Consider the following 14533-nt stretch of genomic DNA (forward strand, 5'->3'; position numbering starts at 1 on the left):
CAAGAGCGTGGGCGCCTCGGAGGAAGAACGCTAGCACAGCGTGTTGACGCCCCTCATGAGCATCCGTATTACAAGGAGTACGAGCGCCTCTCAGCCCTTGTACGAGCCCGCCACCTGCCGGGTGGTGACGTTGAGGCGGTTCCAGAGGTTGATCGTGGCAATGGACAGGATCAGCGTGGCCAGCGCCGGCTCCTCGTAGTACCGCGTGGCCTCCTTCCAGATCTCATCGGGAACCGGTTCCGACCGGTCACTCATCCGGGTGACGGCCTCGGTGAGCGCCAACGCGGCGCGCTCGGCGTCATTGAAGTAGGGCGCGTCCCGCCAGGCCGCCACCGCGAAGAGGCGCTCGTCGGTCTCCCCTCCCTTCTTGAGGTCGCGCGCGTGCATGTCCACGCACAGGCCGCAGCCGTTGATCTGGCTGGCGCGCAGGTGGACCAGCTCGAGCGTCCTCGCCGGCACTCCGCCCTTGCTCAGGGACTTGCCCAGCGCCATCAGGGCCTGCATTGCATCAGGAACGATCATCGCGGGATTCTTCATCCGGGCTTGCATCACGGCTCTCCTTCCGGGACATCCGGTGTATGGGGCTCCACGACCGTTTCTCGGTCGTCACTGACATGACGAATGGCGGCGGGAGGTTGTGACCGATGTACGAAAATCAGGTGCTTGCGGAGCGCTTCGAGGAGCACCGGACCCATCTCCGAGGGGTGGCCTACCGGATGCTCGGCTCGCTGAGCGAGGCGGATGACGCCGTCCAGGAGTCCTGGTTGAGGCTCAGCCGAGCTGACACGGGTGGCGTGGAGAACCTCGGGGGCTGGCTGAGCACGGTCGTCGCCCGGGTGTGCCTGGACATGCTGCGCTCGCGCGAGTCACGGCGCGAGGATGCCCTGGGTGTCCACCTGCCCGAACCCATCATCAACCGCGAGGGCGGCGTCGACCCCGAGCAGGAGTCGCTCCTGGCGGACTCGGTCGGGCTCGCGCTGCTCGTGGTGCTCGACACGCTGGCTCCCGCCGAGCGCGTCGCCTTCGTGATGCACGACCTGTTCTCCGTGCCCTTCGACGAGATCGCTGCCGTCGTGGGGCGCTCGCCCGCCGCGACGAGGCAGCTCGCCAGCCGCGCACGCCGCCGGGTGCAGGGAGCTGCCAAGGTCCCCGAAGCCGAGCTCACCCTCCAGCGAGACGTGGTCGACGCCTTCCTCGCGGCCCTGCGCGCGGGGGATCTCAACGCGCTCCTCACGATGCTCGACCCGAACGTCGTGGTTCGCTCCGACCGCGAAGCCGTACCCTCGGGCGCGCCGCCGGAGGTCCACGGCGCGCTGGACTCCGCCCAACACGCGCTCGCCTCTTCTCGGGGAGCCCGGCTCGCGCGACTGGCGCTCGTGGATGGGAACGTGGGGCTCGTCGTGGCTCCGCGTGGACGGCTGCTCCTCGTGCTCCGCTTCACGCTCGCTCAGGGGAAGATCGTCCAGCTCGAGGCGATCGCCGCCCCCGAGCGGCTCCGCCAGCTCGAACTGGCGGTCGTGGGCGACTGATTCCGAGCTGCCCGGCCCGTGCATTAGGCTCGTGAACATGCTCCTTCGCCCCTACCAGCGCGCGGACCGCGATGCCGTCCTCGCCGTCTTCCGCAGCAACGTGCCGGCCTCCTTCACCGAGGCCGAGGAGCCGGACTTCCTGCGCTTCGTGGATGGCGAGGTGGGGCCCTACTTCGTGCTGGAGCGCGAAGAGCGGGTGGTCGCCTGCGGGGGCATCGCCTGTCGGGAGGAGCGGGTGGATCTGTGCTGGGGCATGGTGGAGGAGCGCCTGCACCGCCAGGGCCTGGGCCTGGCCCTCACCGCCTTCCGCCTGTGCCTGGCCTGCCAACTGCCCGGGATCCAGGAGGTGCACCTGAATACCAGCAGCGACACGGTGGGCTTCTACACCCGGCTGGGCTTCACCCTGGACCGCACCGTGCCCGACGCCATCCGGCCCGGGCTGCACCTGCTCTACCTGCACCTCGAGCTGACCGAGGACACGCGCCGGCGGGTGAGGCCTCCGCTGCGGGAGGTGGTGCGCGAGCGCCTGCGGCTCGACTCACGGTTGCCCCCCTGGGAGTGAGGACTCGAGGACGCAGGGGACGGAGCCTGGTGACAGCAGACACCCCCTCTGCCCAGGATCTGGTGACTGGATCCACCAGCTGACCGGGCCAACGGATCAGCGCCCCAGAGGGAGCGCTGTCCCACCTGGGCCTGGCACACCCGGTGCAATCCAGCTTCTCAGGCACGCTCCCCAGAGGCTCCCATGAAAAGCAAGTTCCCCTCTTTCAAGCTCCCGTCCATCTCCAAGCCCGCTCCGTCCGCACCCCGCAGCCCCACCTCAGGGCCGAGCGCGCCGAGCAAGCCCCTGGCGACCCCTTCGCGTCCTCCCGCTGTCGCGGATTCCTTCGGCCAGACCCGCGGCCTGCCGCGCGGCGGCCCGTCCACCTCCAACCCCTCCCTCTGGTCCCGGATGAATCCGGGGAACCTGTTCGCGCCCAACCCCACGAAGCAGCAGATCAAGCAGGACGTCAACTCGCTGCAGACCGCGCCGGGTGGCTTCCCCGCCCCCAACGGGCTCTATCACTCCACCTCGTCGGCCGCGTGGGACGGCATGAGCAAGACGGGAGGGCTGGCGCCCCCGTCGCTGCTCAACCAGCAGGGCATCCAGCGCCGAACGGGCGAGGGAGATCAGTACAGCGCGCAGGCGGGCGAGAAGGACTTCATCAGCTTCGGTCAGGGCGCCCAGGGCCTGGGCACCTCCCGCGCGTACTTCCAGCAGACGGCGAACTCGGCCAGCTACAGCCCCCACCTCTTCTCGGACGCCCAGCTGAAGAACGAGATTGCCCAGTCGAAGAACCTGCTCGCCAACTGGAATGCCCCCGCCGACAAGGCCTATGGCAACATGGTGGACAGGCCTCGCGTGGAGGCGCGCCTGCGGCACCTGGAGGCGGAGCAGAGCCTGCGCCAGAACATGCCCGGCCGGGAGACGCCCTTCCCCATGATGTTCGACTTCAAGGGCAACGGGTTGGACGCCAAGCCCATGGGCATGGGGCCGGGAGAGGTCGCCGTGAACGGCGCCGTCCCCTTCAAGGACAACCTCCAGCGCGTGTTCGTCCCGGCGGACCGGGTCTCGGACATGCAGTCGCGGCTGAACTCGTCGCTGGGGCCCAACCACAACGTGCAGGTGATGTCCTTCGAGGGCCAGACCAAGTTCCTCGAGCAGCAGCGGCTCAACCTGGGACGTGATTCCAACAATCCGGCACACCTCGCCCTGCGGGCCGATGAGACCACCATGACCAACCTCAACGGCATGGAGGACAAGCGCAAGTACTTCTATGGCATGGCTGGGGAACAGATGAACGTGCCGACCATTGGGTAGTAGCCACCACCCTCCCGCTCTCTTCTCTTTCCATCTTTCCTCTAAGGATCATTCTCAATGACCACCCTTCTCGCCACCCCCAAGGCCAGTGAGTCCTACGCGCAGGGCGCGCTCTCGGAGATCAGCGTTTCTCCCGGCGGCACGCTCCAGGTGAAGTGCGACGACGACGTCATCTATGACTGGATGACGACCCTGTTGGCCGATCGCCTCTTCGTGCAGGGCCAGGGGTTCTGCCGCCTGAAGCGCGACACCCGCGGCCAGCTCACCCGAGACCCGGAGACGCACAAGTTCCAGATTGAAGGCTACGTGGATCTGGCGCAGCCGGCTCAGGAGATCCTCGGCGCCATCCGCGACAACCTCGAGGCGACCGAGCAGTTCGAGCTGTCCTGGAAGGCCTGATCGGCGCGACCGGGTTTCTGGCCGCTGTTGCCACCTGTGGCAACAAGACGCAGAGGGCTGATTGCCGAAGTCAGTAACATGTAGATCCATGTCACGACTTCATGCCTTGCTTCCGGCCCTGTGCCTGGCCTCTGCTGCGATTGCCGCCGAACCCACCGCTTCGCAGCAGCGGCCGAAGCTCCCCATCTCCGTGGCCTTCGTGCTCGCGGAGGGCGCCGAGGTGGTCGACTTCGCAGGCCCGTGGGGAGTATTCGAGTATGTGAACGTGCCCGGAAGTTCGGGCTCGCCGTACAAGCTATTCACCGTGGCGGATGCAAAGCGACCCCTGAAGGTCTCCGGGGGGCTCACGGTGGTGCCCGACTTTGGCTTTGGCGATGCGCCCATGCCCGACGTGGTCGTTGTCCCGGCCATTGGGGCGGAACCGTCACCCGCGATGCTCGCCTGGCTCAAGAAGGTCAGCGCCCACGCCGAGTTGACCCTGTCTGTCTGCACTGGCGCGTTCGTGCTCGCGTCGGCGGGGATCCTCGACGGCAAGCAGGCCACCACGCATCACTCGGCACTGGGCATGCTCGCAGCCAACTACCCGAAAGTCGACGTCAAGCGTGGCGCCCGCTTCGTGGACTCTGGCAGGGTTGCCACCGCCGGTGGACTCACCTCGGGCGTCGATCTGGCACTGCACGTGGTGGAGCGCACCTTCGGGCGCAAGGTTGCCGAAGCGACTGCCACCCAGCTCGAATACCAGGGGATTGGCTGGAAGGATCCCACGAGCAACGCAGAATTCGCGAAGCGGCCCGTGTCCACCGCGGAGCACCCGCTGTGCCCGGTCTGCGGGATGGAGGTGGACCCGACGAGCACCCTGGCACTCGACCATGAAGGACAGCACCACCTGTTCTGCTCGGAGAACTGCCGGAAGACGTTCCAGAAGGCGCCGAAGTCTTTCGTGTGGTGAGGACGGGCCTTCGCTCCGTGGACGCTGGTGGGGCGGCTTGCGTGGTATGATCACCGCCCGTCAACGAGGGCCTCGCGCGATGATCTTCTCCAAGGTGATGTTCTTCAGTGGCAGCATTCTCCACGAGGCGTTTCCCAACACCGAGACCGCTTCGCAGACGATCGCGCGCTACTGCTATCGCGACTACCTGCGATGCATCAGCACGGAGCTCAGCGACTTCCTCGGGGACGGGTCGTGCGGCTACCTGCTCTACAAGGGCAAGCCGGTGATCAACCAGGGTCAGACTCGCTTCGAGTTCCACCACTCGGAGTCGAACGTCTTCACCGGCGACGACCATGCGGTCGACACCCTGTTGGGGACGGGCAAGGCCGTGGGGGGCTTCGCTCGCACAGCCAGCGTCGCGAGCATGCAGGAGGCCTACAACCTGCCGAAGAAGGTCTACTTCGTCAAAGACAACAGGACGGGAGAGTACGATCTGGTGGATGACGCCCAGCAGACGCCCCAGGGGAAGACCCGGGCGTCGTATGTGATGAAGGGCGTCAGCACGACCGCCTCCGTGGGGAACACCTCGTCCCGCATCATCAAGGAGGACGCCGACCGCTTCGTTGGCCAGATGCTGAAGTCCCAGATTGGCTTCCCGGTCTTCTCTGTCTGCGACTGCAACAGCTTCCACACCTCCGGGTATATCTGGGGCACGTACGCCATCCGCTCCGTCATGGACTCCGGAGACGATGATGCGGTGGCGCTCATCAACTTCGATCAGCACCAGGACATCGGAGGAGGCGCGCTGGTCGCGAGCGATGCCTGGGGGCTGCCGGCGCTCTCTTACGTGAAGAACGGCTGCTATCTTTCAATCGGAAACGCGGCGCAGACGCTGCGCGGCGAGGGACTGGGAGGCGAATACAAGTGGACGACCTCCGTCGTCTTGCGCAAGGACGGCACCACGACCCACAACCCCATCAACGTCATGAACGTGAAGACGCAGATCGCGTCGAAGGCGATCTCCCGCATGTCCGATGCGGAGCTGGTCCAATACTACGGAGCGCTCCTCTCCTCGATGAGCTCCGATTGGACCCAGGTGGACCCTCAGGGCAGTACCCAGAACCGCAGGCTCTCGGGACTCAAGAACGCGACGCTGGGCATGCCACTCGCCCCGGGGTGTGATCTGAATCTGGCGGCGCTCGACCTGGGGGAGCTGTTCACCCGGTTCTTCAAGGCGCTGGGGCGCTACCTCGGCCGCCCCATCAAGTACGCGTTCGTGACCGTCGATCGGGACGTGATCCAGAACCACCACACCCAATGGGGAGACAAGTCCCTGTTTCCGAATGGGTTCACGCTCGTCAATACCATCTCCACGGTCTACGAGGCGCTCGCGGCGGCCTCCCCCCGGTGCACGCTCATTGGCGTGGACATCACAGGCTTGCCGGAGTCGAGACCGGTGTACAACCAGTGGACGGGGAACGTGCAGCCGGTCGGCACCACCTGGCAGAGCGCCGCGGATCAGATCACCCAGTTGTATCGCTGGGGCACCTCGTGCCTGGAGCGGCAGACCAGCACCTCCGTCCTCTTCATGTATCGGCTCGGGATCATCTTCGACAACCTGACCAAGGACCTCAAAGGCAAATCCCTGCGGCCCTACGTCACGCAAGGGGTGCGGACCGAGATCTCCTCGTTCTGGACTCCGCTCCGGCCCTACTTCGAGGTACTCCCGCGGAACCATCAGGTCCTGCTGCGCATCCCCCCCAAGACGTTGTCGCCGAAGCTGCAGAGTATCGCGTCCTCACTGCGCGAGGCGAGCCGGCCCCAGGGCTTCATCAAGAAGGAGATCAAGACCCAGCTCACTGCCTATGCCAACCGCATCGAGAGCCTCTTGACGCTGGACGTGTAGCTCCGCCGGAGCGCCATCCGTGGTGGGGCCCAGGGTGTCTGCAAGAACCACGGAGCACGACGAGCGCGGCTGCCTGAGCAGGGAGCACTGTCAGTTCACCGGCGCGGCCGGCCGGTTCACGGCTCCGGTGGAGCGCCTCACGACATCCCAGGGCTCACGCGCGGGAGGGCCCTGTACCTTGGGTCTCGCTTCAGCCACGCACCTCAGGAGCAACCCGCATGAAGAAGAATCTCCGCCGCACCACCCTCCGTCTCGTCACCGCGCTGCTCGCCCTCTCGGCCGTCGCCTGCGGCGGCCCGGTCGATGACGCCGCGAACGATGACGCCACCCTCGCCGCTCACAGGGCCTATACGCAGGAGCAGTTCAACAAGTCCCAGGCAGCGTCCCAGGACCATGTAGCCCTGACGGGGGATGGTGAGGACCAGCCGATCATGGGGTGCAGCGTCGTCCCGGATCGCTGCTGCGCGACTTCGGGCTACTGCTGCACGTGGCCTCCCGGTGGCGGGTCGCCGATCTGTGGCTGAGGCCATAGGTCCACTTGCCTCCTAAGCACCCGGCCTACAGAAACGTCCGCCGTGCCTGTCGGCGGCGACGTGGCTGTCGAGAAAGTGCCGCACGACGGTGTGGTACCTTGTTCCGGATGAGCGCCACAATCACCGAAGGCCCAGGAGCGACAGTCGTGCGGAGCGTGTGCCCGCACAACTGCCCGGACACCTGTTCCATGCTGACCACGGTCAAGGCTGGCCGAGCTGTCGAGGTACGAGGCAATCCCGACCATCCGACGACTCAGGGATTCCTCTGCGCGAAGGTCTCTCGGTACCTGGAGCGTACCTATCATGCCGACCGCCTGCTCCACCCGATGCGCCGTGTGGGCGCGAAGGGTGAGGGGCGCTTCGAGCCGATCTCCTGGAAGGAGGCGCTCGACGAGATCGCGCACCGGTTCAAGGAGATCATCGCGGTGTGGGGGGCGCAAGCAATCCTGCCGTACTCGTTCAGCGGCACGCTCGGGCTCCTGCACGGCAGTTCGATGGATCGACGGTTCTTCCACAAGCTCGGCGCCTCGCTCCTCGATCGCACGATCTGCGGCTCCGCCGGCATGGTCGGCATGGCCTACAGCGTGGGTAGTTCCATGGGCATGGATACAGAGGGCTTCGACGGAGCGCGCACGATCCTCCTGTGGGGCACCAACACGCTGACCTCGAACCCCCACCTCTGGCCGTTCGTCACTGCGGCGCGCAAGAGAGGGGCGAGGGTGATAGCGATCGATCCACGGAGGACGCGGACCGCGGAGCAGTGCGATGAGCATATCGCGCTGCTGCCCGGGACTGACGCGGCGCTGGCGCTCGGGATGATGCACGTCATCTTCCGTGACGGCCTGGGCGACGAGGATTATATGGACCGATACTGCGTGGGCCGGAACGAGCTGGCAGAGCGCGCCGCCGAGTACCCGCCTGATCGTGTGGCGGCCATCTGCGGGATCCCCGCGGCGTCGGTCGAAGCCCTCGCGGTTGAATACGCGACGTGCAAGCCTGCAGCCATCCGCCTGAATTTCGGGATGCAGCGCCACGCCGGCGGAGGGATGGCGGTGCGCGCCATCTCGTGCTTGCCAGCGGTGACCGGCGCATGGCGCTCCGCCTCTGGCGGTGTCCAGCTATGGACCTACGAAACTTTCCCGGTCAATCATGCCGCGTTGCAGCGTTTTGAGCTGATCCCGCCCGGCACCCGCACTCTCAACATGGTCGAGCTCGGACGGATCCTCACGGAGGTCACCAACCCACCCGTCAAGGCCCTCTTTGTCTACAATTCGAATCCAGCCAGCGTGGCTCCCGACCTGGAGCGCGTCAAGGCCGGGCTCCGGCGCGAGGATCTCTTCACGGTCGTTCACGAGCAGTTCCACACGGACACGGCCAACTTCGCGGATCTCCTCCTCCCGGCGACCACGCAGCTCGAGCACGTGGATATGCACATCGGTTACGGTCACCTGTATGTCATGTGGAACGCGGCGGCCATCGCGCCGCTCGGCGAGGCCATCCCGAATACGGACCTCTTCCGGAGGCTCGCGGCGCACATGGGATTCAGCGACCCGTGCTTCCAGGACAGTGACGAATCCATGGCACGGCAGGCGCTGCAGAGCGAGCACCCATGGCTCGCGGGGATCACACTCGAGCGCGTTCAAGCCGAGGGAGCGGTGCGCCTGAATGTTCCGACGCCATTCGCGCCGTACGCCGAAGGAGGCTTCTCGACGCCCTCCGGCAAGTGCGAGCTCTTCTCCGCGAGGATGGCCCGCGACGGCCATGACCCGCTGCCGACATGGACTCCCCCACGGGAGAGCAGCGCGTCGAGCCCTGAGCTCTTTGCACGCTATCCGCTGGCGCTGATCTCACCGCCCGGTCATTACTTCTTGAACAGCACGTTCAGCAATGTGCTGGCGCGCTTCGAGAAGGGCCCGCACCTGGAGATCCATCCCATCGACGCGGCGGCGCGCTCGATCATCAGCGGCCAGAGGGTCCGTATCCGGAACGATCGCGGCGCATTCCTGGCCGATGCCGTCGTGACGGAGAGGGCGCGACCGGGGGTGGTCGTCGCTCCGGCGCTCTGGTTGAGCTCGCTCACACCTGATGGGCGGAACGTGAACCACACGACTTCGCAGACGGTGACCGACATGGGCGGCGGGGCGACGTTCTACGATAATCTCGTGGAGGTCGAGGGAGCGTGCTGAGCGGGGAACTCGGCGACGCGAGCGCAGCCTCGGTCTGGCGCATCCACGCTTTCATTCTTCATTCCTCGCCCTGGCCGAGTCCCCACTCTTTCAGGCGCTTGAAGAGGGAGGAGCGGGCCAGCCCCAGTTCCTTCGCGGCGCGGTCCTTGTGAAAGTGGCAGCGGCGCAAGGTGCTCTCGATGAGCTGGCGCTCCACCGGCTGCATCATCTGCTCCAGCGTGACACCCTCCGGCAGTTCGAGCTGGGGAGGGCCCGCGTCCTCAGAAGCACGATGGAACTCCTGCTCGAAGGTGATGGCGCTCTCGTCCAACCGAGGGCCCTGACGCACCAGCAACGCTCGGCACACCACGTTGCGCAGTTCGCGGATGTTGCCCGGCCAGGAGTGCTGTTGAAGCTTGCCCAGCGCGGCCGGAGTGAACTTCGGCGCCAATCCGTGCGGCGCATGGGCCCGGACGAAGTGCTCGGCCAGCAGGCGGATGTCTCGGCGCCGGCTGCGAAGTGGCGGCAGCACCAGCGGCATGACGCTCAGCCGGTAGTACAGATCCTCGCGGAACTTGCCCTGGCGAGCCCACAGCACCAGCTCCCGATTGGTGGCCGCCACCACGCGCACGTTCACGTGGAAGGGACGATTGGCGCCCACCGGCTTCACCTCCCCGCTCTCCAGCACGCGCAGCAGCTTGGCCTGCAGCTCCAGCGGCAGCTCGCCCACCTCGTCCAGGAAGAATGAGCTCCACCAACTGCCGCACCGCCGGGTCCGTGCCGATGATGCCGTGGAAGGGAGCCTGCGGTTGTCCCGGGGACAGCGGCTCGAAGAGCACCTCTGTCTCTCCGACTCGCAACGCGGTGTTCAGGGGGAGCTCCGCCTCGAACAGGCGCACCCCGTCCAGGAACGTCCCGTTGGTGGAGTTCAAGTCCCGCACGTGGACACCCGTCTCGCCCCGCGTCACCTCGAGGTGACGACCGGAGATGAACCGGTCCTGGATGACAAGTTCGTTGCTCGGGTCCTTGCCCAGCGTGAAGGGGCCGGGGCCAGGCGTATAGAGGCTTTCGGTGGTGCCCTGCTTCACGCGCAGCTGGACAGGGGGCCGCATGTCCTCGGTGGCCTTCCGAGACTGAACGTCGGTGCGGTGGCCCGTCTGGGTGGGCCCCACGGCACTCGGGGAGTTACGCTACCGGAACAAGGCGCGCCACTGGCCCAGTTGCAGATCGGCTCCATCGGGAAGCTCGCCGCGTTGCAAGGGCTGGCCGGCCACCACGGTGCCATGGCCGGACAGGTCCTCCAGCAGGCAGCGGCTGCCGTCGAGCAGGAGCGCTACGTGCTGGCGGCTGACGTGCGGATCCGGGAGAACGATGTCACTGTCCTCACATGGGATGCGGCGAGCAGGCACTCCTGACTGTGTCAGCAGTGGCGAGTGGCTACTCCTGACTGTGTCAGTAGTACCGAACCAAGTGGCTACTCCTGACTGTGTCAGCAGTGCCGAACCGAGTGGCTACTCCTGACTGTGTCAGTAGTACCGAACCGAGTGGCTACTCCTGACTGTGTCAGCAGTGCCGAACCGGGCACCGGTCCAGGCGGCACCGTCCGCGAACGCGGACGGTCGCTATCTCGGGCAGAGGAACTCACCCTCGTCCATTCAACGGTTTACGGGACCACCTGCGCCTGCCATTCGTGGCTGCACCTTCGTAAGCTCCTGGAGTTTCAGTTCTTTTTTTCGCACCGTCTCCCAACGCGGACGAATCGTCCGCGAACGCGGACGGTCCCCGGAGGCCTGTTCGCGTAAGTGCCCGTTTTCGCACGCACCCAGTGGTTGGCGCGCCGCGTGCTCTAGGGCCGCTCAGCCGCAACATCAAGCGGCCGGGACGCATGGTGCGTTCCCAGGGGGAGAAACACCCATGTTCAATCTATTGAAGTTCAAGGATGTCACCCGCAGCACTGCGCAGGGCTCGGTCGCAAACCCCGCAATCCCGGAGGACGCCACGCTGGATCAGTTGGGCAGCGAGATGCTGCAGCTGATGGCGCAGGGCAATAGCAGCTACCACCGCATGGGGCAGCTCTACAATCACATCGTCGAGAAGCGCATGGCCGAGAAGGCCGGCTACAAGGATGCCCGGGACTACTTCAGCCAGAAGCTGGCGGACCTGTCCCAGGCGACGCTGACGACGTACGGGGCCGTGGCGCGCGCCTTCAGCGAGCCGGTGGCGCGACGCTTCGGCGTCACCTGCCTGAGCCTGCTGCTCAGCTACAAGGAGGCCACGGACGTGGCGGTGAACGCCGAGGACCCGGGCCAGACGCCCATCGAGGTGCCGGACGAGAAGGGGCAGGTGTCCACCCAGCCGTTCGGGGCCTGCAGCGTGGAGCAGATGCGCCGGGCGTTGCAGCGCAAGCGCAAGCCGGCCTCCACCAAGCCCCTGCCGCAGGAGGCCCAGGTGCTGGCAGAGCAGTACGGCGAGGCGGTGGCCCGACGCTTCCCCACGGGCACGGGCACCCTCGTCAAGGTGACGGTGCGCAACCAGAAGGGCAAGGCGGTGTTGGACTTCAAGGGCATTCCCTTGGAGCAGGTGAGCCGGTTGGCCGAGGCCCTCACGGGCGAGTTGCCCCCGGTCAACGAGCTGCCGCAGTCGCCGCTCAACGCCAAGCCGTCGTAACCCTGAGGCCGTGAGCCAAGGCCCCGCGTTCCTGCTCGGGACACGCGGGGCCTTTTCTCGTCTCCAAAGAGCAAGTCCCCATCGCGGGCAGGATCCGGGAAACCGGTAGCTAGCCCGAGCGGCAGCATCCTGATGTTCCGAATGGACGCGGCGACGATGGCTGCCACTCTGGCGGGCGCCACCGGTCCGAGCCGGAGGCCCAGACCGGGCGCCGCCCCTCTGGGCGGACTAGACCTCCTCGAACCTTGTGCCAGTTGCCCCCATGTGCTCCAAGGCGTCCTTGATCTCCCCGGAGACGATCAGCGGGCCTATCCACCCGTCGCACCTGAACACCTTAGCGCGGCCCACCCTGGCCTTATCGATACGCATGTCACGCACCGACGCATAGCGACCGACCATGTGCGGGGCTCCGTCTTCGTGAGTCCAGAGCCGGATCCGGGACGCCTTTTCGTCGATACAGCGGATGAGGCGCACGGCCACAAGGATGAGGTACTGATCCGCTTGGCCCTCCACATCCACGGGGATCAGTTGCACGTCGTCCGGAGCCAGCTCCGCGAACAGGGACGCTACCCGAACATGGGCCACCGGCAGGCCGATGCCTGCTTGAGTGAAGTCCAGCGCCTTGCCCATGATCTCAACGGGGATTCTCAAGCGCTCCTGGATTTGGACAGGTGCCCCGCGCATGAAGACAGCCGCGTCCACCTTCTGGCCCTGATTGTCCGTTGGCGTGTTGAGATGCCATCGGTGCGGGACGTACACATCATCGGCTAGCTTGAAAAAACGCTGGCGCATGGGCTCCATTTCACGCGGTGGTCACCGGGTGACGAGTTGGTTCAACTCTGTTCCCGGAGTGGCGATTTCGTTCGCCAGAGCTTTGAGGGCCCGCGTCAGCCCCTCGCGGCACTGCACGACGGTACGACAGTTCACCGTCGCGTCGAACAGTTCTTCGTAGACGATCTCGTGATACCGCTGGGGGTGCGGCCCATAGTGCCCCGGCAGAGGCGTCTTGTTCGCCGGGTCATCCAGCGACATTCCTGCCCTGGCGAAGATCTCCCGGAATCTCGGCGTCCACGCGCCCCCGCGCGAGGTAGACTTCTCGTTGCAGATGGTGGCGATGTGGTGCGTCTCGACACAGGGGGCCTTGTTGCCACTGCCCCGCGCCGTCATGGCCACCGCGTTTGCGGGTAGCGTGATGCTGACGCCCTCGGCGGTGACCGCGATCTCCTGCACCGTCCCCAGCGCGGGCAGAGAAATTCCAGCTTGCCCCTCGGCCTGCATGGCCACCTGCGCCGAGCCGGGCAGCGTCGGCACCTTCGCCGCGAACAGTTGCGCCGTCGAACCAATGGCCGCGACCAGCAGCATGGCGAACGCGCGCGCTGCCTCTCGCCCGATGATCTTCCCGAAGCGCTCGCCCGCCTCGTGGATCTCCTCGAAGGTGGTTGCGACCTTCACCGCCTCCGTCAGCTCGCCCCAGCCCGTCACGAGGTTGCGGAGCGTGTCATAGCCTACATACAGGAGCATCCCGACGCCCAGCACCGCCACCAGGGCCGGAGCCACGGGATTGAGGAGCATGATCAACAGCATGGAACCCAACGTCCACAGGGCCGCGCTCATGAGGGCGCGGAATTCCACCATTTCTCCCAGCGCCTTCTTCATCTCGTCCAGGACGGGGCTCTTGCTCATGGCCAGCGCCCAGACGTAACGGCCTTGCATGTCCAGGTAGCGCCCTTCCACCAGCGCGCCCCCAAGACAGTCACCGTAGAGGTTGTAAGCGCTCTGGCACCAGAGCCGGTAGCGTTCCGCCAGCGCCAAGTCCTCTTTCGTCAACGTGCCGTTCCAGGACTCGCCCGGCCCTGCTGGCACCAGCTTCTTGTCCTCCCGCAGGTAGAGGTAGTTGCCGCTCTGCGGGTCCATCTGAAACGCCGTTTCCGCCGTCTGGCGTGGAGTGCCTGCCAGCCGCACCTCGCGCGCAAGGCGACTGACAGCCTGCTGGAACTCCTCTTCCTCCAGCTCCACCGGTTGCAGGTCTGCTGTGCGGGGAATGTGGACGACGGCCTTTCCCTGGCCCGTGTCCTCCACGCGGGGAGCCCTCGGGATGCTGGCGCACCCAAGGACCAACACCAGGAACAGCGCTTCGGCCTTCCAGAGCATCCGCCACCGCAACATGTGTCACCCCGTCGTGCAAGGAGGTGATCAGGGTAGAGGGCAGCCAAGGAGAAGAGGAGGAGTCGCCGGGTAGCGCCCGTGCTTCACCTCCGGGCGCCCTACGGGGGCAGCCTCCCTCACAACGCTGACGCTTGGACGCTCGCCACGTCCCTGCTCCCTCCCCAAGTAGCGCCATGCTGCCGCAACTGTCCCGTCTGCTGGGTCGCCCGCCACGCACCCACGTCGTTGCGCGCCACCGGCCCAATCTGGAGCTGACCGACGACGAGCGCCACCAAGCCGAGGAGGAGCTGACCGACGCGCGCACTAGTCTAGGCAGCATTTCGGCAAGCCAGTTACAGCGCAACAGTGCCAGAATATGACAGCCGCCGGATGTACC

The 14533-nt window shown here is 66.1% G+C and carries 15 protein-coding genes and 1 pseudogene; 10 read left to right on the forward strand and 6 right to left on the reverse strand.

From position 1 onward, the window contains the following. Window positions 1–90: 90 nt before the first annotated feature. On the reverse strand, window positions 91–549 hold the full coding sequence (locus KY501_RS32240; RefSeq protein ID WP_224367511.1) for a carboxymuconolactone decarboxylase family protein: 459 nt from the start codon (window positions 547–549) through the stop codon (window positions 91–93). A 95-nt stretch (window positions 550–644) separates the two neighbouring features. Between KY501_RS32240 and KY501_RS32245 the strand changes: the two genes are divergently transcribed. The 8 genes from KY501_RS32245 (at window position 645) to KY501_RS32280 (ending at window position 9345) form a co-directional block, all read left to right on the forward strand. Continuing rightward, window positions 645–1529 (forward strand): sigma-70 family RNA polymerase sigma factor, encoded by an 885-nt coding sequence (locus KY501_RS32245; protein WP_224367512.1) that lies wholly within the window; start codon window positions 645–647, stop codon window positions 1527–1529. 37 nt (window positions 1530–1566) lie between these two features. Beyond that, entirely contained in the window at window positions 1567–2091 is a 525-nt protein-coding gene (locus tag KY501_RS32250) for a GNAT family N-acetyltransferase (RefSeq protein WP_224367513.1), read from the forward strand. Between the two features lie 183 nt (window positions 2092–2274). Beyond that, a complete protein-coding gene (locus KY501_RS32255; RefSeq protein ID WP_224367514.1) occupies window positions 2275–3390 on the forward strand; it encodes a hypothetical protein in 1116 nt (371 codons plus the stop codon). 57 nt (window positions 3391–3447) lie between these two features. Next, entirely contained in the window at window positions 3448–3789 is a 342-nt protein-coding gene (locus tag KY501_RS32260; RefSeq protein WP_224367515.1) for a hypothetical protein, read from the forward strand. 88 nt (window positions 3790–3877) lie between these two features. Beyond that, a complete protein-coding gene (locus tag KY501_RS32265) occupies window positions 3878–4738 on the forward strand; it encodes a DUF7576 family protein (protein WP_224367516.1) in 861 nt (286 codons plus the stop codon). 79 nt (window positions 4739–4817) lie between these two features. Then, window positions 4818–6626, forward strand: coding sequence for a hypothetical protein (locus KY501_RS32270; protein WP_224367517.1), 1809 nt, complete (start codon window positions 4818–4820; stop codon window positions 6624–6626). A gap of 218 nt (window positions 6627–6844) precedes the next feature. Further along, on the forward strand, window positions 6845–7150 hold the full coding sequence (locus KY501_RS32275; RefSeq protein ID WP_224367518.1) for a hypothetical protein: 306 nt from the start codon (window positions 6845–6847) through the stop codon (window positions 7148–7150). A gap of 116 nt (window positions 7151–7266) precedes the next feature. Next, window positions 7267–9345: a molybdopterin-containing oxidoreductase family protein gene (locus KY501_RS32280; RefSeq protein WP_224367519.1), complete on the forward strand. Its 2079-nt coding sequence runs from the start codon at window positions 7267–7269 to the stop codon at window positions 9343–9345. A 58-nt stretch (window positions 9346–9403) separates the two neighbouring features. Here the strand turns inward: KY501_RS32280 and KY501_RS32285 are convergent, their stop codons facing one another. The 3 genes and pseudogenes from KY501_RS32285 to KY501_RS54030 all read right to left on the reverse strand — a co-directional run bounded on the left by KY501_RS32285 (window position 9404) and on the right by KY501_RS54030 (window position 10733). Next, on the reverse strand, window positions 9404–10054 hold the full coding sequence (locus KY501_RS32285) for a sigma 54-interacting transcriptional regulator (protein ID WP_224367520.1): 651 nt from the start codon (window positions 10052–10054) through the stop codon (window positions 9404–9406). A gap of 154 nt (window positions 10055–10208) precedes the next feature. Next, window positions 10209–10436 (reverse strand): annotated as a pseudogene (locus tag KY501_RS32290) (FHA domain-containing protein); the annotation flags it as partial. Between the two features lie 78 nt (window positions 10437–10514). Next, window positions 10515–10733, reverse strand: coding sequence for an FHA domain-containing protein (locus tag KY501_RS54030; RefSeq protein ID WP_224367521.1), 219 nt, complete (start codon window positions 10731–10733; stop codon window positions 10515–10517). A 505-nt stretch (window positions 10734–11238) separates the two neighbouring features. On the opposite strand from KY501_RS54030, the gene KY501_RS32300 reads away from it, so the two are divergent. Next, window positions 11239–11991 (forward strand): hypothetical protein, encoded by a 753-nt coding sequence (locus tag KY501_RS32300; protein WP_224367522.1) that lies wholly within the window; start codon window positions 11239–11241, stop codon window positions 11989–11991. 228 nt (window positions 11992–12219) lie between these two features. Here KY501_RS32300 and KY501_RS32305 read toward each other — a convergent pair whose 3' ends face one another. Both KY501_RS32305 and KY501_RS32310 read right to left on the reverse strand, forming a co-directional pair. Beyond that, window positions 12220–12783 (reverse strand): imm11 family protein, encoded by a 564-nt coding sequence (locus KY501_RS32305; RefSeq protein WP_224367523.1) that lies wholly within the window; start codon window positions 12781–12783, stop codon window positions 12220–12222. Window positions 12784–12804: 21 nt separating this feature from the next. After that, window positions 12805–14157, reverse strand: a complete 1353-nt coding sequence (locus KY501_RS32310) for an AHH domain-containing protein (RefSeq protein WP_224367524.1) — start codon at window positions 14155–14157, stop codon at window positions 12805–12807. Between the two features lie 173 nt (window positions 14158–14330). On the opposite strand from KY501_RS32310, the gene KY501_RS32315 reads away from it, so the two are divergent. After that, window positions 14331–14516, forward strand: a complete 186-nt coding sequence (locus KY501_RS32315) for a hypothetical protein (protein WP_224367525.1) — start codon at window positions 14331–14333, stop codon at window positions 14514–14516. Window positions 14517–14533: the final 17 nt, after the last annotated feature.

Origin of the sequence: Hyalangium versicolor, from assembly GCF_020103695.1 — a bacterium.
Taxonomy (GTDB): Bacteria; Myxococcota; Myxococcia; order Myxococcales; family Myxococcaceae; genus Hyalangium; species Hyalangium versicolor.